General features: G+C 70.5%; 20 protein-coding genes. 14 read left to right on the plus strand and 6 right to left on the minus strand.

The features are described 5' to 3' along the window. The 8 genes from ABD285_RS00190 to ABD285_RS00225 all read left to right on the plus strand — a co-directional run. Nucleotides 1–1,326, plus strand: a 1,326-nt coding sequence (locus ABD285_RS00190; protein ID WP_344199192.1) for an ABC transporter substrate-binding protein, incomplete at its 5' end; no start/stop codon positions are given. Further along, nucleotides 1,326–2,132: an ABC transporter ATP-binding protein gene (locus ABD285_RS00195; RefSeq protein WP_344199195.1), complete on the plus strand. Its 807-nt coding sequence runs from the start codon at nt 1,326–1,328 to the stop codon at nt 2,130–2,132. The genes ABD285_RS00190 and ABD285_RS00195, both read left to right, overlap by 1 nt. Continuing rightward, nucleotides 2,129–2,839 carry an ABC transporter ATP-binding protein gene (locus ABD285_RS00200; protein WP_344199198.1) on the plus strand — a complete coding sequence of 237 codons (711 nt, stop codon included), beginning with the start codon at nt 2,129–2,131 and terminating at the stop codon, nt 2,837–2,839. The genes ABD285_RS00195 and ABD285_RS00200 overlap by 4 nt, the downstream gene beginning before the upstream one ends. Nucleotide 2,840: 1 nt before the next feature. Continuing rightward, entirely contained in the window at nt 2,841–4,484 is a 1,644-nt protein-coding gene (locus ABD285_RS00205) for an amidohydrolase (protein ID WP_284254551.1), read from the plus strand. Then, entirely contained in the window at nt 4,481–4,951 is a 471-nt protein-coding gene (locus tag ABD285_RS00210) for a RidA family protein (RefSeq protein ID WP_284254550.1), read from the plus strand. The genes ABD285_RS00205 and ABD285_RS00210 overlap by 4 nt, the downstream gene beginning before the upstream one ends. A gap of 79 nt (nt 4,952–5,030) precedes the next feature. Beyond that, nucleotides 5,031–5,972, plus strand: coding sequence for an NAD(P)-dependent oxidoreductase (locus tag ABD285_RS00215; RefSeq protein WP_284254549.1), 942 nt, complete (start codon nt 5,031–5,033; stop codon nt 5,970–5,972). Further along, nucleotides 5,972–7,303, plus strand: a complete 1,332-nt coding sequence (locus tag ABD285_RS00220; RefSeq protein WP_284254548.1) for a M24 family metallopeptidase — start codon at nt 5,972–5,974, stop codon at nt 7,301–7,303. The genes ABD285_RS00215 and ABD285_RS00220 overlap by 1 nt, the downstream gene beginning before the upstream one ends. A gap of 131 nt (nt 7,304–7,434) precedes the next feature. Beyond that, nucleotides 7,435–7,599 carry a hypothetical protein gene (locus ABD285_RS00225; protein ID WP_284254547.1) on the plus strand — a complete coding sequence of 55 codons (165 nt, stop codon included), beginning with the start codon at nt 7,435–7,437 and terminating at the stop codon, nt 7,597–7,599. Nucleotides 7,600–7,696: 97 nt separating this feature from the next. Here ABD285_RS00225 and ABD285_RS00230 read toward each other — a convergent pair whose 3' ends face one another. Continuing rightward, nucleotides 7,697–9,115 carry an amidohydrolase family protein gene (locus ABD285_RS00230; protein WP_344199206.1) on the minus strand — a complete coding sequence of 473 codons (1,419 nt, stop codon included), beginning with the start codon at nt 9,113–9,115 and terminating at the stop codon, nt 7,697–7,699. A gap of 144 nt (nt 9,116–9,259) precedes the next feature. Here ABD285_RS00230 and ABD285_RS00235 point away from each other — a divergent pair, with 144 nt between their 5' ends. After that, complete coding sequence (locus ABD285_RS00235) at nt 9,260–9,967, plus strand: SDR family NAD(P)-dependent oxidoreductase (protein ID WP_344199209.1); 708 nt, start codon at nt 9,260–9,262, stop codon at nt 9,965–9,967. Nucleotides 9,968–9,988: 21 nt separating this feature from the next. Here ABD285_RS00235 and ABD285_RS00240 read toward each other — a convergent pair whose 3' ends face one another. After that, a complete protein-coding gene (locus ABD285_RS00240; protein ID WP_344199212.1) occupies nt 9,989–10,930 on the minus strand; it encodes an AraC-like ligand-binding domain-containing protein in 942 nt (313 codons plus the stop codon). 167 nt (nt 10,931–11,097) lie between these two features. Between ABD285_RS00240 and ABD285_RS00245 the strand changes: the two genes are divergently transcribed. Beyond that, a complete protein-coding gene (locus ABD285_RS00245) occupies nt 11,098–12,732 on the plus strand; it encodes an FAD-dependent monooxygenase (RefSeq protein ID WP_344199215.1) in 1,635 nt (544 codons plus the stop codon). 28 nt (nt 12,733–12,760) lie between these two features. Here the strand turns inward: ABD285_RS00245 and ABD285_RS00250 are convergent, their stop codons facing one another. After that, on the minus strand, nt 12,761–13,639 hold the full coding sequence (locus ABD285_RS00250; RefSeq protein ID WP_284254539.1) for an NAD(P)-dependent oxidoreductase: 879 nt from the start codon (nt 13,637–13,639) through the stop codon (nt 12,761–12,763). Beyond that, the gene (locus tag ABD285_RS00255; RefSeq protein WP_344199218.1) at nt 13,636–15,018 is read right to left on the minus strand and encodes a M24 family metallopeptidase; all 1,383 of its coding nucleotides are present in this window, start codon (nt 15,016–15,018) and stop codon (nt 13,636–13,638) included. The genes ABD285_RS00250 and ABD285_RS00255 overlap by 4 nt, the downstream gene beginning before the upstream one ends. Before the next feature lie 123 nt (nt 15,019–15,141). On the opposite strand from ABD285_RS00255, the gene ABD285_RS00260 reads away from it, so the two are divergent. After that, nucleotides 15,142–15,789: a helix-turn-helix domain-containing protein gene (locus ABD285_RS00260; protein WP_344199221.1), complete on the plus strand. Its 648-nt coding sequence runs from the start codon at nt 15,142–15,144 to the stop codon at nt 15,787–15,789. 28 nt (nt 15,790–15,817) lie between these two features. Here the strand turns inward: ABD285_RS00260 and ABD285_RS00265 are convergent, their stop codons facing one another. Both ABD285_RS00265 and ABD285_RS00270 read right to left on the minus strand, forming a co-directional pair. Further along, entirely contained in the window at nt 15,818–16,879 is a 1,062-nt protein-coding gene (locus tag ABD285_RS00265) for a zinc-dependent alcohol dehydrogenase (RefSeq protein WP_344199224.1), read from the minus strand. Beyond that, a complete protein-coding gene (locus ABD285_RS00270; RefSeq protein ID WP_284254537.1) occupies nt 16,876–17,241 on the minus strand; it encodes a Dabb family protein in 366 nt (121 codons plus the stop codon). Before ABD285_RS00270 ends, ABD285_RS00265 begins: the two co-directional genes overlap by 4 nt. An 80-nt stretch (nt 17,242–17,321) precedes the next feature. Between ABD285_RS00270 and ABD285_RS00275 the strand changes: the two genes are divergently transcribed. The 3 genes from ABD285_RS00275 to ABD285_RS00285 are packed head-to-tail and all read left to right on the plus strand — an operon-like array spanning nt 17,322 to nt 21,945. Then, nucleotides 17,322–18,359 (plus strand): ketopantoate reductase family protein, encoded by a 1,038-nt coding sequence (locus ABD285_RS00275; protein WP_344199229.1) that lies wholly within the window; start codon nt 17,322–17,324, stop codon nt 18,357–18,359. A gap of 45 nt (nt 18,360–18,404) precedes the next feature. Next, nucleotides 18,405–19,694 carry a DUF4032 domain-containing protein gene (locus tag ABD285_RS00280; RefSeq protein ID WP_344199232.1) on the plus strand — a complete coding sequence of 430 codons (1,290 nt, stop codon included), beginning with the start codon at nt 18,405–18,407 and terminating at the stop codon, nt 19,692–19,694. Between the two features lie 7 nt (nt 19,695–19,701). Beyond that, complete coding sequence (locus tag ABD285_RS00285) at nt 19,702–21,945, plus strand: MMPL family transporter (protein WP_344199235.1); 2,244 nt, start codon at nt 19,702–19,704, stop codon at nt 21,943–21,945. Nucleotides 21,946–21,947: the final 2 nt, after the last annotated feature.

Raw genomic sequence — 21,947 nt, forward strand, 5'->3', positions numbered from 1 at the left:
ATGAAAGGAAACAGCATGATGTCGACGAAGATGTCAGCTCGCGGTCGCCTCGCGGCGCTCGCGGGTCTCGGCGTCGCCGCCGCCCTCGCACTCGCGGCCTGCGCCCCTCCCGGCGCATCGAACGATTCCGATTCGGGCTCCAAGAAAGACACCGGCACCCTCAAGGTCGGCTTCATCTCCCCCACGAGCGGCACGTTCGCGATCGCGGGGCAGCAGATGGAGGACGGCTGGAAGTTCTACTGGGACCAGGCCAAGAACAAGGCCGGCGGCGTCAAGATCGCGACCACGTACGAGGACGACGCGGGCGACGTGAACCAGTCGCTGTCGAAGGCCAAGAAGCTGGTCGAGCAGGACGGCGTCGACATCGTCGTCGGCCCGCTCATCGCGAACACCGCCTCCGCGGTGGCGGCGTACACGTTCAGCCAGGGCATCCCGAACCTCGAACCGGTGGCGGCGTCGAACAACCTCACGCTCAGCGGCGCCAACGACCTCACCGTCCGCACCAGCTCGATGGGCGGCACGCAGGCGAACTACGCCGGCGGAGAGTGGGCGGCGACGAAGGGTGACGCCAAGACGGCCGTCACCGTCTGCTCCGACTACTCCTTCGGCTGGGAGTCCTGCGCCGGATTCACGCAGGGCTTCAAGGACGCGGGCGGCGAGATCGTCAAGCAGATCTGGGCCCCGAACGGCACGACCGACTTCGCGTCGTACGTCTCCCAGGTGCTCGCGTTGAAGGCCGACGTGATCTACGTGGCGACGGCGGGCGGTGCCCCGGGACCGGCGTTCATCAACGCCTACCTCGGTGCCGGCGGCGACCTCGACAAGCTGCTGCTCAACTGCTGCGCCGCGGATCAGGGCACCCTGGTGTCGCTGGACAAGTCGGGCAACGGTGACAAGATCGTCGGGCTCAAGTCGATCAGCTACTGGGCCGAGGGCGCGAAGAACAAGGCGACCCAGGACTTCGTGAAGGAGTACACGGAGGCGACCGGCACCATCCCCGGCGCCTACATCGCCGGCGGGTACATGACCGCTTCGCTGCTCGACCGGGTGCTCAAGGACAAGGGCCTCGTGACCGGACCCGACCTCGTGTCGAGCATCACGTCGTTCAAGTTCGAGGACAGCATCTTCGGCAAGGTCTCGTGGGAGAAGGGCAACAACATGGTCGGCCCGGTCTACGTCCGCGAGGTGAAGCGTCACGATGACGGCAAGCTGTACAACGACGTCATCGCCGAGAACGACAACGTCTCGCAGTTCCTGGGCAAGGACCCGCAGAAGGTCATCGACCAGGACAAGAGCAAGCCGTACACCAACTCCTTCCAGGGCTGATGGCGGCTGATACGACGACGGCGACGGCTCCGGACCCGCGAGGGTCCGGGGCCGGCGCCCCCGTGCTCGTCATCGACGAGGTCGGCAAGCGGTACGGCGGCGTGCAGGCCGTCGACGGCATCTCCCTCACCCTGCACGCCGGCGAGCGGATCGGGGTCATCGGCCCGAACGGCGCCGGAAAGACCACGCTGTTCAAGATGATCGCCGGCGACGTGATCCCGACCTCGGGGTCCATCCAGCTGTTCGCGAAGGACGTGACGCGGATCGGCGCCGCACGCCGGGCCCGGATGGGCGTCGGCCGCACCTTCCAGATCTCCAATCTCTTCCGCGACATGACGGTGCTCGACAACGTCCGGGTCGCGGCCCGCGGCGGCTCCGCGAAGGCGCGGGTCTTCTGGTGGCCGCAGCGCGCGAACGACGCCGTGAGCAACCGCGCGATCGACGCCCTGGCCCAGGTCGGCCTGCACGGGCGTCGCGACGACATCGTCTCCGATCTCTCCCACGGCGAGCAGCGTCAGCTGGAGATCGCCATGGCGCTCGTCGGCGAGCCCCAGATCCTCCTCCTGGACGAACCGGCCGCCGGCCTCTCCGCGGTCGAGCGGGTCACGCTGAAGCAGCTGATCGAGGAGCTCCCCCGCACCCTGCCGATCCTGCTCATCGAGCACGACATGTCGCTCGCCCTCGGCCTCACCGACCGCGTCATGTGCATGGAGAACGGACGGCACGTAGTCACCGGCACCCCCGACGAGGTCCGGAGCAACGAGACCGTCAAGGAGATCTACCTGGGAAGGCGGGACAAGCGATGACCCTCGACGTCACCGGCCTGCATGCCGGCTACGCGGGCGCCCGGGTGCTGCACGGCGTCGATCTGACGGTGGCCGGTGACGAGACCGTGGCGCTGCTCGGCCGCAACGGCATGGGCAAGACGACGCTCGTGCGCACGATCTGCGGTCTGCGTCCGCCGGTCGTCACCGCGGGGACGATCTCCTACGACGGAGCCGACATCACCAAGCGATCCAGCTTCCAGATCAACCGGGCGGGCATCGCGATCGTGCCCCAGGGGCGACGCGTGTTCGGGTCGCTCACCGTGGTCGAGAACCTCACCGCGGTCCGCAAGCGGACCTCGACCACCGGCGAGCCGTGGACGCTCGAGAGCGTCTTCGACTTCTTCCCGCGCCTGGCCGAGCGCCAGCGCTCCTACGCCAAGTCGCTCTCCGGCGGCGAGCAGCAGATGCTCGCGATCGGGCGCGCCCTCATGACCAACCCGTCGCTGCTGGTGATGGACGAGCCGAGCGAGGGGCTCGCCCCGAGCGTGCTCGACGTCATCCAGGACCGGATCGCGGGCCTGCGGGGCACGGGCCTGTCGGTGCTCATCGCCGAGCAGAACGTCGACCTGGCACTCGAGATGGCGGACCGCATCGTGATCATCGAGGACGGCGAGGTGCCCTGGACCGGCTCCCCCGCCGAGTTGCGCGACGACACGGTGCGCCTCGAGCAGTACCTCGGCGTCTGACGTGACCGGACCGGCTGTCGACCTGCTGCTGCGCGGCGGGCGGATCACGACCCTCGCCCAGGCGGGTGACGGCCCCGCCGAGGTGCAGTCGCTCGCGATCTCCGGGGGCCGGGTGCTCGCGACCGGTTCGGATGCCGACCTCGCGTCGTACGCCCCGCACGCGACCCGGGTCGTCGACCTCGACGGACGGCGGGTGCTTCCGGGTCTGGTCGACTCGCACATCCACGCGATGCGCGCCGGCGCCGGCTGGTCGGTCTCGGTGCGCTGGGACGACGTGCGCAGCATCGGCGAGGGTCTCGACATGATCCGGGCGCGTGCCGCGCAGCTGCCGGACGGGGCCTGGATCCCGGTGATCGGCGGGTGGAGTCGGCGACAGCTCGCCGAGCGCCGCCTGCCCACGTCGCAGGAGCTCACGGCCGCGGCGCCCCGGCATCCGGTCTACGTGCAGGAGACCTACGACGTCGGCATCCTGAACACGGCCGGTCTCGCCGCGTGCGGCTGGTCGGACGCGGGCACCGCGGACCCGGCGCGCGGCCGGCTCGAGCGCGGCACCGACGGCGCACCCACCGGCGTGCTGTACGGCACGGGGGCCTTCGCGGTACCGACCGGCCTCGCCCTCGCGGTCGATCACGACCAGGCGGTCGTCGGCACGCGCGCGATGGCGCAGGAGTTCGCGAGCCACGGGCTCACCGGCGTGAACGACGGCGGCGGCCTGCTGGTACGCCCGTCCGACTACGACGCCCTCTTCGACCTCTGGCGCTCCGGCGACCTCCCGCTGCGCTTCCGGCTCTTCATCTCGGCCTGGACCCGCGGTGGGGAGCTCGCCGACTTCTCGGCCTACACCGAGCACCAGCAGCACGACTTCGGCGACGACGTGCTCGCCGTCTCGGGGGTGGGCGAGGTGGTGCACCTCGGATGCCACGACCTCGAGGGCTTGGACGAGGTCCAGGTCGATGACGCGGCGGTCGCCGAACTGCGGGAGATCAGTCGGCTGTGTGCGCAGCGCGGTTGGCGCATGTCGATGCACGCCGTGCTCGACGAGACCGTCGGCCGCGTGCTCGACGCGTGGGAAGAGGTCGAGGCGGAGACCGGCGGCATCCGCGGGCGGCGGTGGTCGATCGTGCACGCCGACGCGGCGAGCCCCGCCAACCTCGACCGGATCGCGGCCCTCGGCCTCGGTGTGCTCGTGCAGAACCGGCACGTGCTCAAGGGCGGCGACTACGTCGAACGGTGGGGTGAGCGGGCCGCCGCCGACGCGCAGCCGGTCGCGGACCTGCGAGCGCGCGGGATCCCGATCGGGGCCGGCAGCGACGCGACGCGCGCGAACTGGTTCTCGCCGTGGGCCTCGATCGCCTGGTTCGTCACCGGCCGGTCCGTCGACGGCGCGGGCGTGCGGGCCGCGCGGCACCTGATGAGCCGTGACGAGGCGCTTCGGGCGTACAGCGCCGACGCCGTGTGGTTCACCGGCGACGACGATCACCGCGGCCGGCTGCTGCCGGGCTTCGACGCGGACCTCATGGTGCCCACCGACGACCCGTTCTCGTGCGCGGACGACGACCTCGCCGGCATCCGCAGCGAGCTCACCATCATGGGCGGCCGCATCACGTGGTCGGCCGGCCGGCTGACGGAAGGAACATCGGCATGACCTCCATCCCCGAACCCCGGAAGGTGGCCAGCGGCGCCTCCGAGATCCTGCACCACGAGGGCTACGACGAGGCCATCCGCAGCCCCTTCGTGCCGGCGATCCGCACCGTCTCGAACGCGCGCCTGGTCTTCATCAGCGGCGTCACGGGCGCGCCGGTGTATCACGACCATCCGCACGTCGCGTCGGTCATCGACGCCGTGCCGGCCGACATCGACGGCCAGGTGCAGATCCTCTTCGACAATCTCGATCACGCGCTGCGCGCCGCCGGGGCGCAGCGCTCCGACGTCGTGGGGCTCACCCGGTTCTTCACGAACATCGACGAGGACCAGGATGTCGTGAACCGCGTGCAGGGCGAGTGGTTCGGCGGGCACATCCCGACGAGCACGACCGTGCAGATCACCCGCCTCGCGACCGATCCCCGACTGCGTCTGGAGATCCAGGCCGTCGCCGCGGTGCCCGCCGACTGAACGTGGCCGATCGGCCGGCCGCTCGGCACGCCCGCCGATACAACCGATTGCATAGAATCCCGGAAGGATGACACACCACATGACCGACAGCTCCCTGCCCACCATCGGCTGGATCGGCGCGGGCCGGATGGGCCTGCAGCTCGCCCAGCGCCTGCTCCGCGCCGGCTACGACGTCGCGGTCTACAACCGCACGAAGGCGAAGGCCGAGCCGCTGGCCGCGTCCGGGGCCACGATCGTCGACCACCCGATCGATCTGGCCGGGCGCGACATCGTCTTCAGCATGGTGTCGACCGGCGCCGACCTCGAACAGGTCATGCTCGGCGAGCGCGGACTGCTCACCGACCCGGCGACCACGCCGCGGATCATCGGCGACTCCTCGACCGTCGACACCGAGACCAGCAAGCGCGTCCGCGCGGCGGCCGAGGAACGCGGGGTCGGCTTCCTGGCGACCCCGGTCTCGGGCAATCCGAAGGTCATCGCCGCGGGCAAGCTGACGGTGGCCGTCTCGGGACCGCGCGCGGTGTTCGAAGAGGTGGAACCCGTGCTGCAGACCTGGGGCCGCGGCGTCACCTACGTCGGCGAGGGCGAACTCGCCCGCATCGTGAAGATCGCGCACAACGTGATGCTCGGCGTCGTCATCCAGAACCTCATCGAGATCACGCTGCTGGCCGAGAAGGCGGGCGTGAGGCGCAGCGACTTCCTGAGCTTCTTCAACGACTCCGTCATGGGATCCGCGTTCACCCGGTACAAGTCGCCGGCGCTGGTCAACCTCGACTTCGCGGCGACCTTCACCAACGTCCTGCTCTGCAAGGACCTCGACCTCGGCCTCGCCGCCGCGCACGACCTCGGCGTCGTGATGCCGGTCACCTCGGCGACCCGCCAGGTCGTCGCGAGCGAGGTCGGCGACGGCAACACGGAGCAGGACTTCTCCTCGCTCATCATGACGTGGGCCAAGCACTCGGGCATGTCGATCGAGTCGGAGAACGTGCCGGTCGACGACGGACTCGCCCCGGAGGAATGATGAGCCCCGACCACGGAACCGGCGCCGAGCACGGCCACCGGTACAAGCCCAGCCGGCTCTTCGAGCGACCATCGCAGCGACCCGCCGGCATCCGGCCGCTCGGCGCGCCGGGACAGGCCGGCGTCGACTACGAGCACCGCGTCGACTTCGACCGGCTCCGGCGCTATCGCCTCGACCGCGCGAAGGCGGCGCTGGAGGCGAGCGAGTGCGGGGCCTTCCTGCTCTTCGACTTCTACAACATCCGGTACACGACGCAGACCTGGATCGGCGGGGCGCTCGGCGACAAGATGATCCGCTACGCGCTGCTGATGCGCGGCCAGGACCCGATCCTGTGGGACTTCGGGTCGGCGGTGAAGCACCACAAGCTCTACTCCGACTGGGTGCCGGAGGAGAACTACCGGGCGGGCTTCCTCGGCTTCAAGGGCGCGGTGGACCCGACCGGGGGCTCCGATCTGATGGTCGACGCCGTCGCCGAGATCAAGTCGCTGCTGGGCGCGAACGGCCTCGCCGACGCCCCCGTCGGCCTGGATCTCGTCGAGCCGACGTTCCTGTTCGAGATGCAGCGCCAGGGTCTCCGGGTCGCGGACGCGCAGCAATCGATGCTCGACGCGCGGGTCATCAAGAACCAGGACGAGATCATGCTGCTCAACCAGGCCGCCGCGATGGTCGACGGCGTCTATCAGGACATCGTCGACGCGCTGCGACCCGGGGTGCGCGAGAACGAGATCGTGGCGCTGGCCAACGCACGCCTGTACGAGTACGGCAGCGATCAGGTGGAGGCCGTCAACTCGATCTCGGGCGAGCGCTGCAACCCGCACCCGCACAACTTCACCGACCGCATCATCCGGCCCGGCGATCAGGCGTTCTTCGACATCATCCACTCGTTCAACGGTTACCGCACCTGCTACTACCGCACCTTCGGGGTCGGCTGGGCGACGGAGTCGCAGCGCGACGCCTACAAGCAGGCGCGGGAGTGGATGGATGCCGCGCTCGACGCGATCCGGCCGGGTGTCGGGTCCGACCAGGTCGCGAGCGTGCTGCCGCGTGCCGAGGAGTTCGGGTTCGACAGCGAGCTCGCCGCCTTCGGTCTGCAGTTCGCGCACGGCCTGGGTCTCGGCCTGCACGAGCGACCGATCATCTCGCGGCTCAACTCGCTGAAGGACCCGGTCGAGATCCGGCCGGGCATGGTGTTCGCGATGGAGACCTACTGTCCCGCCTCGGACGGGATGTCGGCGGCGCGGATCGAGGAGGAGGTCGTGGTGACCGAGTACGGCACCGAGATCCTGACGCGGTTCCCGGCACAGGAGCTCGTCATCGCGAACGAGTACTGATGCCTGCAGCCGCGCTCCCGGCGTCGATGGCCGCGGCTGTGGATGGATGGCGACTACCTCTCAGCACGAAAGTGGACTGCAGCCACGGAGTAGGGCCGGCCTAGGGTTCGAGGATCAACCCGGGAGCAAGGGTGAACGTCGAGACGGTTCCGACTTCCTGCGCCACCACGGGCCCCTGCCACGACACGGGAACCTTTCCCGATCTGAGCTGGCTCGCCGTGCCGGGGCTGATCCTCGCCGTGATCGTCATCGGCATCATCGTGTACTTCGCCATCAAGGGCAGTCGCGGCCTGTAGCGCATCCGAGCGACGCCAACCGGAGTACCCTCGGGCGACCTGACGGTGCCCGGGGGCCGGAGCCGGCGTCGTCTGCCGGCCCCGCTTCCGGCGCCGCCTACTTCTTGTACTGGTAGGGGTTGTAGAGCACCTCGGCCTCGGGGATCTCCGGGAACTGCCCCGAGATCCAGTCGTCGCCCACCTCGCGCTCGAGGTACGCGACCGTGCTCTCGAGCTTCGCCTTGACGCCCTTCAGATCGCCGGCGACGAGCTTGCCCTCGGACTTCACGACCTCGCCGCCGACCAGCACCGTGTGCACGTCACCGCGCTGAGCCTGGTAGACGATCTGGCCGTACGGATTGATGAGCGGCGCCCAGGTGGGCGAGTCGTCGTTCTTCAGGAGCACGACATCCGCCAGCTTGCCCTTCTCGAGCGAGCCGATCTCGTCGTCCTTGCCGATCGCGTGCGCCCCGCCGCGGGTGGCCATGTGCACCACGTCCTCGACGCGCAGCTTGACGTGGGTCACCGTCTCGGCCGGCTCCAGTTGATGCGCGAGGTAGTGCTCGAGGGCGCGATCGGCGTTGACGGTCGCACGCATCTGCGAGAACAGGTCGGCGCTCTCCCAGACGCTCGTGTCGACCGAGAGGGAGGTCGGGATGCCGTACTTGCGCAGCTGGTGCAGCGGCGGATAGCCCTGGCCGCAGGTGTCCTCCGACTCGGTGGCGAGCGAGACGTTGCCGCCGGTCGCCGCGATCTTCTGGTACGACTCCGCGGAGAGCGAGGCGGCGTGCACGTAGGTGAAGCCCTCCTCCATCACCCCCGCGTCGTAGGCGTTCTTGATGCCCCAGTCGTTGGTGGCACCCCACACGCCGGCGTGGGTGGTGACCCGCAGCCCCAGCTCCTTGGCGGCCCGATACGCCGCGAGCTCGGGGAAGTTCTCGTCCTGGTCGGAGACGTCGAACGCGATCTGGGTGCCGTACATCCGGGCGTCGTCACGCGACGCCTCGAGGATCTTGCGCACCTCGGGGTCCGCGGTCCACTCCCAGGGCGCGGCGTGGATGTTGCCGTAGGCGAAGACGTATCGTCCCGGCGAGGTCGCGAGCGCCTCGTACGCCGCCCAGCCGTGCTCGGGCGTGCGCAGACCATGCGACCAGTCCACGCTCGTGGTCGTGCCCGACTCGATGGCGTCGAGCGCGGAGATCAGGTTGCCGGCGACGTAGTCCTCGGGCCGGAAGAGCTTGCCGTACTGCAGGTAGTACCAGACGAAGTACTGGGTGAGCGTCCAGTCGGCCCCGTAGGCGCGCATCGCGGTCTGCCACATGTGGCGGTGGGTGTCGACCATGCCGGGCATGACGATGCCGCCGGATGCGTCGATCTCGTGGGTGCCGTCGGGCACGGTCAACGCGGTGCCGACCTCGGCGATCCGGCCGTCGACGACGAGCACGTCGCCGCCCGGCACGATGGTGTGCGCGTCGTCCATCGTCAGCACGATGCCGCCTCGGAATACGACGGGTCGGCCAGCCTGGGGAACGGTCATGGGGTGCTCATCCTCCTTGATTCGCGGTCGGCTCCGGGGCCGCGCGCCATCGCGCGGCGTGACTTTCCCCGATCGGGTCGACTGTGCTTTAGTTAAGCAACACTGAACACAGGTGTCCAGTACAACTTCCGGAAGAGACGGACCATGAGCGACCGGACCATCATCGTCGTCGGCGGAACGAGCGGCATCGGCCTCGAGATCGCGAAGGACGTGATCGCCCACGGCGACCGGGTCATCATCACCGGTCGCGACCGGACGCGCACCGAGGAGATCGCCGCGGGCATCGGGCCCGGCGCGAGCGGGATCGCCCTCGACATCTCCGAGCCCGAGACGATCGCCGAAGCCCTCCGACCGGTGGGAGCGGTGCACGGTCTCGTGCTCGCGGCGATCGAGCGCGACGCGAACAGCGCCCGCGACTACTCGATCGAGCGCGCACGACGGCTCGTGGTGCTCAAGCTCGTCGGCTACACCGAGACGATCCACACGCTGCTCGACCGGCTCGACCCCTCGAACGCGACCGGCATCGTGCTGTTCGGCGGCCGGGCGAAGGACCTGCCCTACCCGGGCTCGACGACGGTGTCGACGATCAACGGCGGCGTGATGGGCCTCACCCACACGCTCGCGCTCGAGCTGGCGCCGATGCGCGTCAACGCCATCCATCCCGGCATCATCGGCGACAGTCCGTTCTGGGCCGGCAAACCCGCCGGGGTGCTCGAGGGCTACGAGAACCACACCCCGGGCGGCAAGCTCGCGACGATGCAGGATGTCGTCGAGACGACGCGCTTCCTCCTGGACAACAGGGGGATCTCCGGCCAGCACCTCTACGTCGACCGCGGCAGCGCCCTGATCTGACCGATCCCGCGGGCTCGCCCGCTACTCGGCGCCGAAGCGCGAGCGGTAGGTCGCGGGCGGCTCGCCGAAGCCGGTGCGGAACGCGCGGCCGAACTGCGTCGCCGTGCGGAACCCCCAGCGGACGCCGATCCTCGCCACCGGCACCTCGGCATCCGCCACGTCGATGAGGTCGGCACGGCAGCGCTCCAGGCGGCGCCGGAGGATCGCACCGGCGATCGTCAGCCCCGCGTCGTGGAAGATGCCGTGGGCACGGCGCAGCGACATGTAGTGCGCAGCGGCGATCACCCCGGGCGACAGCTCGGGGTCCGCGAGGTGGCGATCGACGTAGCGGAGCATGCGCTCCAGGTCGGTCTCGTCGGCGGGACGGGCCGGCCGCCTGCCCAGCGTCGTGAGGAAGATCGTGGTCAGGAGATCCGCCGTGTTGTGGGCCGCCAGGCTCCTGGCCCTCCCCGGGATGCGGTCCCAGGCCCGGTCGACGGTGGCGAGCAGCGCTCCGAAGGCGGGGGTGAGGCCGTCGTCGGGGGCGAACCGGATGGCGGTGAGCTCGCTCATCGCCGAACGGGAGACGCCGACGAGCTGATGCGGCAGGCGTACGCAGAGGCTCCGGTAGCCGTCGCTGCTGGCGACCGACGCGGGGACCGTCGAGTCGAACAGCGTGACGTCGCCGGGTCGCACGGTCGCGGTGCGCGATCCCTGCGAGAACTCGCCGACGCCGTCGACCTGCAGGCAGACGAGGAAGTCCGCGCGCTCATCGGAGGCGATGCTCTCGGCGCTTCGATGCGAGACGTGCCGATCGGTCACCATGGCGATGAAATCGATGCCCCCCGCGCGTCGGACGCGGAAGCTGCCGTGGAAGCCCCGGTCGCCGTGCGACTCGACGGCGAAGCGCATGAAGGAGCGCTCGAGCGCCGCGTTCCAGCCCGGCGCGTCGTCCGCCGTCTCGACGACGTCGACCTCGTTCACGGCACCCTCCGACCGGGGCGGCCGTGCGGGGCGCGCGCCGCCGCGATCCTGCGCGCTGCGAACAGACGCGTGCACGCTGCGCCGATGCGTGCGGGCGCGGCGCGTCCATATGGTGCGGGTGAGCGTGCGGCGCATCGAGCTGCACGGCCGAGCAACGGAGCTGAGGCATGAGCACGACATCGACAGCAGATCACGACGTCCCCGTCCTGATCGCCGGCGGCAGTCTGGTCGGGATGACGACCGCGGCCCTGCTGGGCCACTTCGGCGTTCCCACCATGGTGGTCGAGCGCCATCGCGGCACCGCCATCCACCCCCGCGCGGCCTTCATCATGCAGCGTTCGATGGAGATCATGCGCACCATCGGCCTCGAGGACGCGATCCGCGACCGCTCCAGCGAACAGTTCGATCAGGATGCCGCGATCATGGCCGTCGTCAGCCTCGCCGGCGAGGAGATCGCCTGGTATCTGCCCCGACTGAACGACGGCGTGCGCGACCTCAGCCCCTCGGAGCGCCTCTTCGCGTCGCAGATCGCGATCGAGCCGCTGCTCGAGGAGCGTGCGCGGGAGCTGGGCGCCGACATCCGGTTCGGCACCGAGCTCGTCGACTTCGAGCAGGACGAGGACGGCGTCACCGCCCGGATCCGCGACCGCGACGGCGGCCCGGTCTCGACGGTGCGGGCGCGCTACCTGATCGCGGCCGACGGCGTGAAGAGCGGGATCCGCGAGCAGCTCGGCATCGGCCAGACCGGTCACGGCACCTTCTCGAAGAGCGTGACCATCTACTTCCGCGCCGACGTCCGGCCGCTGCTGCGCGACCGGACGCTCGGCGTGATCATGGTCGTCAACGACACCCTGCAGGGCTTCTTCCGCATCCAGAAGCCCTATCAGGCGGGCTTCCTCGCCGTGCACGGGCTGGGCGACCCCGCCAACCCCAACTCGGATGTCTGGACCGGACTGACCGAGCAGGGGTGCATCGAACTCGTCCGCGCGGGGCTCGGCGTCCCGGACATCGAGGTGACGATCGACGACGTCATGGAGTGGCAGGCCAGCGCCGATGTGACCGACCGCTGGCGCGACGGGCGCGTCCTCCTCGTCGGCGATGCCGCGCACGTGATGCCGCCGTACGGCGGCTACGGAGGCAACACCGGGATCCACGACGCCCACAACCTCGCCTGGAAGCTCGCGTCGGTGCTGCGCGGCGACGCCGACCCCCGGCTCCTGGACAGCTACGAGGCGGAGCGCAAGCCGGTCGCCGCGTTCACCGTCGAGCAGGCGTACGCCCGCTACGTGGTGCGGGCGGCGCCGTCGCTGCGCGAGGGCGGTTTCGAGCAGACCGTGGACGATGCGAACATCGACCTCGGCACCCGCTACCGCTCGAGCGCGATCGTCGAGGATCCGGATGAGGCGTTCGAGGTGCACGGGCATCCTCGCGACCTCCGTGGCGTGCCCGGGTCGCGAGCCCCGCACGTCGAGATCTCGCTCGACGGGACGGCGGCGTCCATCCTGGATCTGTTCGGCACCCGGCCGGTGCTCCTCGTCGCGTCCGGCGAGTCCGGCTGGACCGATGCCGCTCGCGAGGCGGTCGAGCGCACCGGAGCCGAGCTCGGCGTGCACGTCGTGGTCGCGCCCGACGGCGCCTTCGCCGAGCGGTACGGGATCACCGACTCGGGCGCCGTGCTGGTGCGGCCCGACGGCATCGTGGCGTGGCGGGCGCGGGAGGCCGGCGACGATGCCGCGCACCGACTGGAGGACGCCCTCGCGTCGGTCTTCGGCAGGGCCGGCGATCCGGCCTCCGCACGCTGACCCGCCGCCGCGCAGCATGGCGTCGCGCCTAGGCGGGCCCGAGCAGATCGCGGCGGGTGACCTCGGCGATGGCGCCCCAGTCCGCGTCGCGGAGGTCGTCGTCGGCGAGCGCCCGTTCGAAGACGGCGCGCAGGGCGGGCATCGTCGCGGCGTTCACGCCGCCCAGCTCCTGCACGCCCTCGGCGAGCAGCAGGTCCTTGAAGCCGAGGGCCATCTCGAACCCGGCCGGCTGGTACGACCGGTTCGCGATCTCGGCGCCGTACCCGCTGTACGCGACGCCGCCGAACAGGGAACTGGTCAGCAGCTCGACGAAGGCCGCCGGATCGACGCCCTGGCGCTCGACCATGGCGATCGACTCACCGAGGGCCTGCATCGCGTGGATGATGTTGTAGTTCACCGAGATCTTGACGATGTTCGCCTGGGCCGGGTTCGTCCCGAGGTTCCAGATCCGCTTGCCCAGGAGCTCCAGGTACGGCGTCGCCGTCTCGAGCACGGAGGGCGGACCGGCGAACATGATGTTCAGCTGCCCCGCGGCCGCGTCGGGCGGGCGGCCGAGCACCGGGGCGGATCCGAAGCCCGCTCCGACCGCCGCGAAGCGCTCGGCGAGGTCCGTCACGAGCTCCGGCGAGACGGACGCCATGCAGACGTGGGTCGACCCGGCGGCGGCGGCGATCTCCGGGTCGGCGAGCACCTGCCCGGTCGCCTGATCGTTGGCGAGCATCGAGAACGACACCTCGGCGGCGAGCGCCTCCGCGGGGCTCCCCGCCTCCCGCGCACCCTTCGCGACCAGTCCGGCCAGCGGTTCCTTCGAGCGATTCCAGACGAGCACCTCGTGACCGGCGTCGACCAGGCGCGCCGCCATCCCGGAGCCCATCGCCCCGAGGCCGAGGAACCCGAGGGTCGTCACGCCTCGCCCCGGCCCCAGACCGTGTTGCGGCTGGACTGGGAATCGCGATTCAGGTTCAGCGGGCCGTCGATCGTGTAGTACTGCCGACCCGCCACGATGAGCTCCTCCGCCGGGAACTTCGTGATCACCTCGCAGCCGTCGGCGGTGACCACGAGTTCCTCCTCGATCCGCGCCGCGCCCCAGCCGTCTGCCGCCGGCCAGTAGGTCTCGAGGGCGAACACCATCCCCTCCTGGATCGTCTCGGGGTGGTCGAACGACGTGAGCCGGCTGAAGATCGGCTTCTCCCAGATGGAGAGGCCGACGCCGTGGCCGTACTGGAGCGCGAACGCGGCCATCTCGTCGGCGAAGCCGAACTCCTCGGCCTTGGGCCAGACCGCGACGATGTCCGCGGTCGTCGCGCCCGGCTTCACGAGGGCGATCGCGCGATCCATGATCTCGCGGCACTTCTTGTAGGCGTCACGCTGGGCGGTGCTCGCGGAGCCGACCGCGAACGTGCGGTAGTAGCAGGTGCGGTAGCCGTTCCAGCTGTGCAGGATGTCGAAGAACGCGGGGTCGCCCGGTCGGATGATCCGGTCGCTGAAGACGTGCGGATGCGGCGAGCAGCGCTCACCCGAGATGGCGTTGACGCCCTCGACGTACTCCGACCCGTAGTCGTAGAGGGTCTTCGCGACCAGCCCGACCGCCTCGTTCTCGCGCACCCCCGGTCGCAGGAACCGGTAGAGCTCCTCGTAGGCGCCGTCGACCATCGACGCTGCCTGCGTGAGCAGGCGGATCTCATCGGGCGTCTTGATCCGGCGCGCCTCCATGAAGACCTGCTGCCCGTCGACGACCTCGATGCCCTCCCGCTGCAGTGCGAGCAGCACCGGCAGCTCGACGACGTCGACGCCGAGCGGCTCGTTCGCCAGACCGAACTTCTCGAGCTCGCGCTTGATCTTGCGCGCGAGGTCGCCGGCCAGATCGGCATCGGGCGGGAAGGCGCCGCGCAGTGTCGAGATCCCGGCGCGCGCGCCCGACTCGAGGCGGGTGCGCTTGGCCCCCTCGTGCGGCGAGGACGGGTCGGCGTCGGCCTCCTGCGTCGTCACGTCGAGCCACGGGTTGTAGAGAGCGTGATGCTTCGCGGCGGAGCCGAAGTCCCACACGATCGGGTCGGTCTTGCGCGTGACGAGGCAGAACCGGATCAGCTTGTCCATCGCCCAGGTGCCGATGTGCGTGGCCGACGCGTACCGGATGTTCGAGAAGTCGAAGGCGAGCACCGCGCCCAGCGACGACCTCTCGAGCTCGGCATGCAGGCGGGCGAGCCGTGCATCCCGGAGCCGGTCCATGTCGACCCGCTCCTCCCAGTCGACGGCGTTGGTCCCGGTCGTCCCGGTGCTCTTCATCGAGTGCTCCCTCGGCGGATGCGGCGGCAGATCTTGTTCACAGCGTACAGCAGGGCTGAACGATGGCCGGAGGCTGTTCACCGCCGTGTACAGTCGGCGACAGTCGATTCAGGCGGGAGCGGCATGCCCACGGAGAGCATCGGTGCACACTTGCGGGACGCCCGCACCGGACGCGGTCTGAGCCTGCGCAGCGTCGCGCAGGCGCTCGGCGTCTCGGCGTCGCTGCTGTCGCAGGTCGAGACCGGCAAGACCCAGCCATCGGTCGCGACGCTGTATGCGATCGCGAGCTACCTCGGCGTCTCCCTCGACGAGCTGCTCGGCATCACGCCCGCGAGCAGCCAGCCCGGGCCGATGTTCGGCCACAGCGGCGATGCGCTTCCCGACGTGCAGCGGGCGGCCGACAACCCGGTGATCCTGCTCGAGAACGGCGTGCGCTGGGAACGGCTCGCGGTCGGCGCAGGCGGGCCGGCCGACGCACTGCTCGTCACCTACGAGCCCGGGGCCACGAGCAGCGGCGACGGGCGCCTGTCCCGGCACTCCGGGTACGAGTACGCGTACATCCTCGAGGGAGAGCTGACCCTCGAGCTCGACTTCGACACCCATGTGCTCGGCCCGGGCGACTCGATGCAGTTCGAGTCGATGCGCCCGCACCTCTTCAGCAACCGCGGTGCGACGGACGCCCGCGGGATCTGGTTCGTGCTCGGGCGGCGCTCCGGCTCCCTCGGCTTCGACGCCGCCGACGCCGAGACGGCGGCTCCCCCGCGGCACTGAAGCCGGTGGCGCCTGTCGATGGGGCCCTCTATCGGGAATGGTCGGCCGGGCGCGGGGCCTCGATCCAGGGATCGATGAGCGCCTTGATCTGCGCGGGCGACCCATCGAGCAGCGGCTGCAGGGCGTCCGGCAGGAGGCCGCTCAACGGGTAGGCGGTCGGCGCGATGTCGCTCCAGTCGTCGCGGGTGCCGAGCAGTCGGACCGCCTCCGGGAAGTCGGTCGCGAAGACGTGCGCGACCGTGCCCACGACCTTCATCTCGTCGAGGGTCCAGTGCCCGAGCGGCAGCTCCGGCTCGCCCCGCTGAATGCCGACCGGCACGATCGTGCTGCCGCGCGGGGCGGCCTCGAGCACCGACTGCAGCCCGGGTCGCGAGCCGCTCACCTCGAAGAACACGTCGACGTCGAAACCGAGCTCGTCGATCCGGTCGGTGAGGGTGGCGTCCCCGGAGCGCAGCGTCGCCGTCGCACCCAGAGCGGTCGCGAGTTCGAGGCGCTCCGGGTTGAGGTCGACGACCAGCACCCGCGCCCCCGTGGCGACGGCGGCGACCGTGATGAACGCCCCGATCCCGCCGACGCCGACGATCACGGCGTCGTCGCCGGCCGCGAGCCCGGATCGGCGGACCGCGTGGACCGCGATCGCCATCGGCTGGGCGAGCCCGAGGGTATCCATGGGCAGACCGCTGTCGCTCACGTCGAGCGTGATGCCGGCGGGGGCGATGACGTACCGCGCGAGGCCGCCGTGCGACGCAAATCCGATCGTCTTGTAGCTGCGGCACAGATTCGTGCGCCCCCGGCGGCACGGTTTGCACTCACCGCACGAGATGCCGGCGCCGCACACCACGACCGCCCCGGGTGCGAGCGACGTCACCCCCTCGCCCACCGATTCCACCGTGCCGGCGAACTCGTGGCCCAGCACGACCGGCGGCTCGGCCAGGACGAGGCTCCGGCCGTACTCGGTCGCGTCGGAGCCGCACACCCCGCACACGCCGACCCGGATGAGCACCTCGCCCGGCCCCGGCCGCGGGATGTCGACCTCCTCGATGCGCAGGTCGCCCGGTTCGTGAAGCACCGCGGCCGGCGTCGCCGTCACGCGAAGCTCCCGGACTCGATCGGCAGCTGCGCCGCGGCGCGCTCCGCGACCATCCGGCCCAGGTGCTGGTCGTAGACCGCCTTGTGCAGCGGGTGGTCGAGGTACGCGGCGAGGTCGTCGGCATCGGCCACGATGGCCGCGCAGGCGTAGTCCGTGGTGCTCGGACGCACGCGGAGGTTCGCAGCCGCACGGTACGACAGGATCTGCGGAATCTGCGCCGCCATCTGCTCGAGCGCGGTCGTGAGGGCATCGACGTCGGCGGCCGTCACCTCCGGCTTCCAGGTGAACTGGGCGATGTGGAGGATCATCGTGCTGCTCTCTTCGTCGAGGTGATCGCGCGGCCGGACCGGATGTTCAGCCATGATGTACACATTCTGCTGCGCGAGGCGCAAAATACCAACGCAGGCGCCGTCCGTGTGCGTCCCAGCTGTAAGGAGTCGCGATGACCGAACCCCGGATCGCCGTGCTGGGTGCGGGCGCCAACGGTGCCTCCATCGGTGCCGACCTCATCCGCGCCGGCCGCGACGTCACCCTGATCGAGCAGTGGCCGGCGCACGTCGAGCGCATGCGCTCCGACGGCCTCACGGTGCAGACGCCCGAGGAGACGATCCGCGTCGAGCCGGAGGTGATCCACCTCTGCGAGGTCGCGGAATCGAGGCGCCCGTTCGACGTCGTGCTGATGCTGATGAAGGCGTACGACGCCCGCTGGGCCGCGCAGCTCCTCGAGCCGCATCTCGCGGCCGACGGCCTCATGGCCGGGGTGCAGAACGGCATGACCGCGCGGGTGGTCGAGGAGATCGTGGGCGCGCACCGCACGGTGGCGACCGTCATCGAGTGCTCGGCGACCATGGAGGAGCCGGCGCTCGTCCATCGGCACACGCCCGTGTCCCGCTCCTGGTTCGCGACGGGCACCCTGCCGGGCGGCCCCTCCGCGGAGCGCGAGGAGGAGGTCGCGGCGCTGCTGCGGCATTCGGGCACCGTCGATCATTTCGACGACATCGAGAGCGCCAAATGGATGAAGCTGGTGAGCAACGCGACGCTCCTGGTCACCTCGGCGATCCTGGGCCTGCCGATGCTCGACGCGCTGCAGACGCCGGGCTACCGCGACGTCATGATCGCCGCGGGGAACGAGGCCCTCGCGGTCGGCGGCGCGCTGGGATACAGGGTGCTGCCGATCTTCGGCCTGACCCGGGCCCAGATCGCCGATCGCTCGCGCATCGTCGACATCATGACCGACAAGCTGTTCGCCGGGTTCGTGGTGCCCGGCGCGACCACGACGGTGCTGCAGGACTGGCGTCGAGGCAGCGGCCGGCACAGCGAGGTCGACGACCTCAACGGCCTGGTCGCGGCCAAGGGTGCCCAGACCGGCGTGCCGACGCCGGTGAATCGCGTGGTCACCGACCTCGCGCATCGCATCGAGCGCGGCGAGCTGTCTCCGCGGCCCGGGAATCTGAGCGAGATGCTCGGCGCGGTGCGCTGAGAACCGGGCGCACGGAACACGGCGCGCTGCTCCTAGGCTCGGGGCGTGGTCTCCGCGCTGAACATCACGTCGACCGTCGCCGACCCGACACCGCTGCTCGATCTGCCGTGGGATCTGCCGCTCGAGCTCTGGCCGGACGACGTGATCGCGGCACTCCCGAAGGGCATCTCGCGCCACCTCGTGCGGTTCGTCAACCTCGGCGGCACGGTCATCGCGGTCAAGGAGACGACGGAGGATCTCGCCCGCCATGAGTACGACCTGCTGCGCACGCTCGAGCGGCTCGAGCTGCCCTGCGTCGAGCCGGTCGCCGTCATCACGAACCGCGCGACGGCCGACGGCGAGGTGCTGGAGCCCGCCCTCGTCACACGGCACCTGCGTTTCTCGCTGCCGTACCGGGCCCTGTTCTCCCAGACCCTGCGACCCGAGACGGCGGTGCGGTTCGTCGACGCGCTCGCGGTGCTGCTGGCGAAGCTGCACATCGCGGGCTTCTTCTGGGGCGACGTGTCGCTGTCCAACACGCTGTTCCGTCGTGACGCGGGATCGTTCGCCGCCTACCTCGTGGATGCCGAGACCGGAGTGCTGCACGAGGCGGGCCTCAGCGAGGGCCAGCGCGAGCACGACCTCGAGATCGCACGCGTCAACATCGCGGGCGAGCTGTTCGACCTCGAGTCCGGCGGCCGGCTCGATGACGCGATCGACCCGATCCGCGTGGCCGACGGGATCGTCACGGCGTACCGGTCGCTGTGGACCGAGCTCACGGCATCCGAATCGTTCCCGGAGTCGGAGCGCTGGCGGATCGCCCGCCGGGTCGAGCGGCTCAACGATCTCGGGTTCGACGTCGACGAGATCTCGGTGCGGCGGGATGCCGACGGCAGCCGGGTGCGCATCCAGCCGAAGGTCGTCGACGCGGGCCACCATTCCCGCCGGCTGCTGCGGCTCACCGGCCTCGACGCGGGCGAGAACCAGGCGCGGCGGCTGCTCAACGACCTCGACGCCTACCGCACGAGCGGCGACCGGGTGGGCCGCGACGAGGAGGTCGTGGCGCACGAGTGGCTCGTGCGCGTCTTCGAGCCGATCACCCGCGCGATCCCGAAGGATCTGCGCGGCAAGCTCGAGCCGGCTGAGCTGTTCCACCAGCTGCTGGAGCACCGCTGGTACCGCTCGCAGGAGGAGGACCGCAACGTGCCGCTCGCCGAGGCGCTGACCTCCTACATCGACACGGTGCTGCGCCACCGCCGCGACGAGGCGACCGTCTACGGCCCCCCGACGAGCGCGCTCACCCTCCCCACCGAGGTCATCGACCTCGAGGGCGAGAACTGGCGCGACCGCGTCTGACCCGCGAATGACCGATTTCGACCACTCGCCCGCCCACGAGGCGCACAAAGTGGTCACTCGCGGGCATCGGCGCCCGCTGGCGGCGCTCGGGCGGGCGTCGGCACGGCATCCGGTCGTCGTGCTCGTGGTGTGGGGGATCGTGCTCGGCGCCGCCGGAGCGTTCGCCCTCGGGGGCGCGGGGGGACAGACGCTGTTCCAGCGGCTCAGCGACGGCATCCCGAGGGTGCAGGGCGAGGCGCAGCAGGGTCAGGATCTGCTGAGCTCGGGCTCCGGCACGACCGGCTTCACGCTCCTGGTGCACGGCGTCGACCCCCACTCGACCCGGCTGGCGGAACTCGCCGCCGACCTCGGTGACCGGCTGGGGCCGCTGCCGCATGTCGCGTACACCGACCCGCTCGCGATCCCGGCGCTGCCCGACGGGTCGCGGGCGCCGCAGCTCGCGCCGCTGTTCTCGAAGGACGGCCGCGGCGTGCTGCTGACCGCCTCGATCTCCGAGCACCCGTCGACCGCGGCAAAGCTGCGCGTGCGGCACGTGCTCGAACAGGCACGTGACCGCATCCGCGACGCATTCCCGCACTCGACCGTGGAAGTGGGCGGCGGCAGCCTCCTCACCGACTCGCTGCAGGGCACCTCCGAGAACGATCTGCGCCGCGGCGAGACGGTGGCGCTGCCGGTCGCGCTGCTCGTGATGCTGTTCGTCTTCGGCGGGTTCCTCGCTGCCGGGCTGCCGCTGGTCGGCGCGGGCGCCTCGATCCTCGGCGCCCTGGGCGCGCTGCTCGGGTTCACGTACGTGATGGATGTCGCCAACACCGTCATCAACGTCGTGACCGCGGTCGGGCTCGGCCTCTCGATCGACTACGGGCTGCTCATGGTGAGCCGCTTCCGCGAGCTGTATCGCACCTCGGCTCGCGGCCGCGGCGCGCGGATCGACGCGATCGCGCTGACGACCGACCGCGCCGGCCGTACCGTCGCGTTCTCGGGCACGACGTTCGCGATCGCCTCGCTCGGCCTGCTCGTCTTCGAGCCCGACATGATCAAGGCGATCGGCGTCGCGGCCATGGCGGTCACGGTCATCGCGATCGCGTCGGCGCTCACGCTCATGCCGGCGCTGCTGTCGCTGAGCGGCGAGCGCCTGATCCGCCCCGGTGCGCTCGCGCGGGTGCCGGGGGTCCGGGCTCTCGTCGCGCGCTTCGGCGACATCGCGCCCGACGACGGGTTCTTCTCGCGGCTCACGCGGCGGGTGCAACGGCATCCGGCGCTCGTCACGCTCGCGTGCGTCGTCGTGCTGGTCGCGGTCGGCAGTCCGCTGTTCACGCTGCATCTGGCCAACACGAGCGTCGACGCGATCCCGCGGGTGTCGACGCAGTACGCGTTCCAGACCACGCTCGACGACCGCTTCCCGGATGCCGCCCTCGTGCGGGTCGAGCTGGTCACCTCGACGCGCGCCGACGCCGAGACCTGGTCGCGGAGCGTGGAGTCGCTCGACCACGTGCACTCCGTCGCCGCCCCGGTGCGCTCCGGCGACGGCTGGGGCGCCCGCGTGCGCGTCGACGGCCGCGACGGGATCGCGGTCGTGCAGGAGATCCGGGCCGACCCGCCCCCCTTCCGGCACTGGGTGTCGGGCATCGACGCGTCGACGACCGACCTGTCGGCCTCCCTTCTGCGCGGAGCGCCGTGGGCCGCCCTCATCATCGCGATCGGCACCATCGCACTGCTGTTCCTCATGACCGGATCGCTCGTCGTGCCGCTCAAGGCGCTCATCGCGAGCGCGCTCTCACTCGGCGCCTCGGTCGGCGTGCTGGTGTGGGGGTTCGAGCTGGGCAACTTCGCGCCGATCCTCGGCTTCGACCCGTCGCACGTCTACGGCGTCGACGTGCTCGTGCTGCTGCTGACCTTCGTGTTCGGCTTCGGGCTCGCGATGGACTACGAGATGTTCATCCTGTCGCGCATCAAGGAACGGGTGGATGCCGGCCTGCCCGGTCCCGAGGCCATCGCCCTCGGCCTGCAGCGCTCCGGACGCATCATCACATCGGCCGCGCTCATCATCGTTCTCGTGTTCCTGGGGTTCGCCAGCGGCGACCTCATGGTCATCAAACAGCTCGGCATCGGTCTGGCCGTCGCCGTGCTCATCGATGCGACGCTCGTACGCTGTCTGCTCGTGCCGGCGTTCATGACCTGGCAGCGCCGGATCATGTGGTGGGCGCCCGCGCCGCTGACGCGGCTGCACGCCCGGTTCGGCCTCAGCGACTGAGC

The sequence above is a fragment of the Pseudolysinimonas kribbensis genome, assembly GCF_039531715.1.
GTDB classification, from domain to species: domain Bacteria; phylum Actinomycetota; class Actinomycetes; order Actinomycetales; family Microbacteriaceae; genus Pseudolysinimonas; species Pseudolysinimonas kribbensis.

Excerpts from the sequence above, each read along its gene's own strand:
- ABD285_RS00230 (WP_344199206.1), bottom strand. The coding sequence starts at position 9,115 with ATGACCGTTCCCCAGGCTGGCCGACCCGTCGTATTCCGAGGCGGCATC.
- ABD285_RS00245 (WP_344199215.1), top strand. The coding sequence starts at position 11,098 with ATGAGCACGACATCGACAGCAGATCACGACGTCCCCGTCCTGATCGCC.
- ABD285_RS00210 (WP_284254550.1), top strand. The coding sequence starts at position 4,481 with ATGACCTCCATCCCCGAACCCCGGAAGGTGGCCAGCGGCGCCTCCGAG.
- ABD285_RS00235 (WP_344199209.1), top strand. The coding sequence starts at position 9,260 with ATGAGCGACCGGACCATCATCGTCGTCGGCGGAACGAGCGGCATCGGC.
- ABD285_RS00255 (WP_344199218.1), bottom strand. The coding sequence starts at position 15,018 with ATGAAGAGCACCGGGACGACCGGGACCAACGCCGTCGACTGGGAGGAG.
- ABD285_RS00285 (WP_344199235.1), top strand. The coding sequence starts at position 19,702 with ATGACCGATTTCGACCACTCGCCCGCCCACGAGGCGCACAAAGTGGTC.
- ABD285_RS00220 (WP_284254548.1), top strand. The coding sequence starts at position 5,972 with ATGAGCCCCGACCACGGAACCGGCGCCGAGCACGGCCACCGGTACAAG.
- ABD285_RS00200 (WP_344199198.1), top strand. The coding sequence starts at position 2,129 with ATGACCCTCGACGTCACCGGCCTGCATGCCGGCTACGCGGGCGCCCGG.
- ABD285_RS00270 (WP_284254537.1), bottom strand. The coding sequence starts at position 17,241 with ATGGCTGAACATCCGGTCCGGCCGCGCGATCACCTCGACGAAGAGAGC.
- ABD285_RS00195 (WP_344199195.1), top strand. The coding sequence starts at position 1,326 with ATGGCGGCTGATACGACGACGGCGACGGCTCCGGACCCGCGAGGGTCC.
- ABD285_RS00275 (WP_344199229.1), top strand. The coding sequence starts at position 17,322 with ATGACCGAACCCCGGATCGCCGTGCTGGGTGCGGGCGCCAACGGTGCC.
- ABD285_RS00215 (WP_284254549.1), top strand. The coding sequence starts at position 5,031 with ATGACCGACAGCTCCCTGCCCACCATCGGCTGGATCGGCGCGGGCCGG.
- ABD285_RS00260 (WP_344199221.1), top strand. The coding sequence starts at position 15,142 with ATGCCCACGGAGAGCATCGGTGCACACTTGCGGGACGCCCGCACCGGA.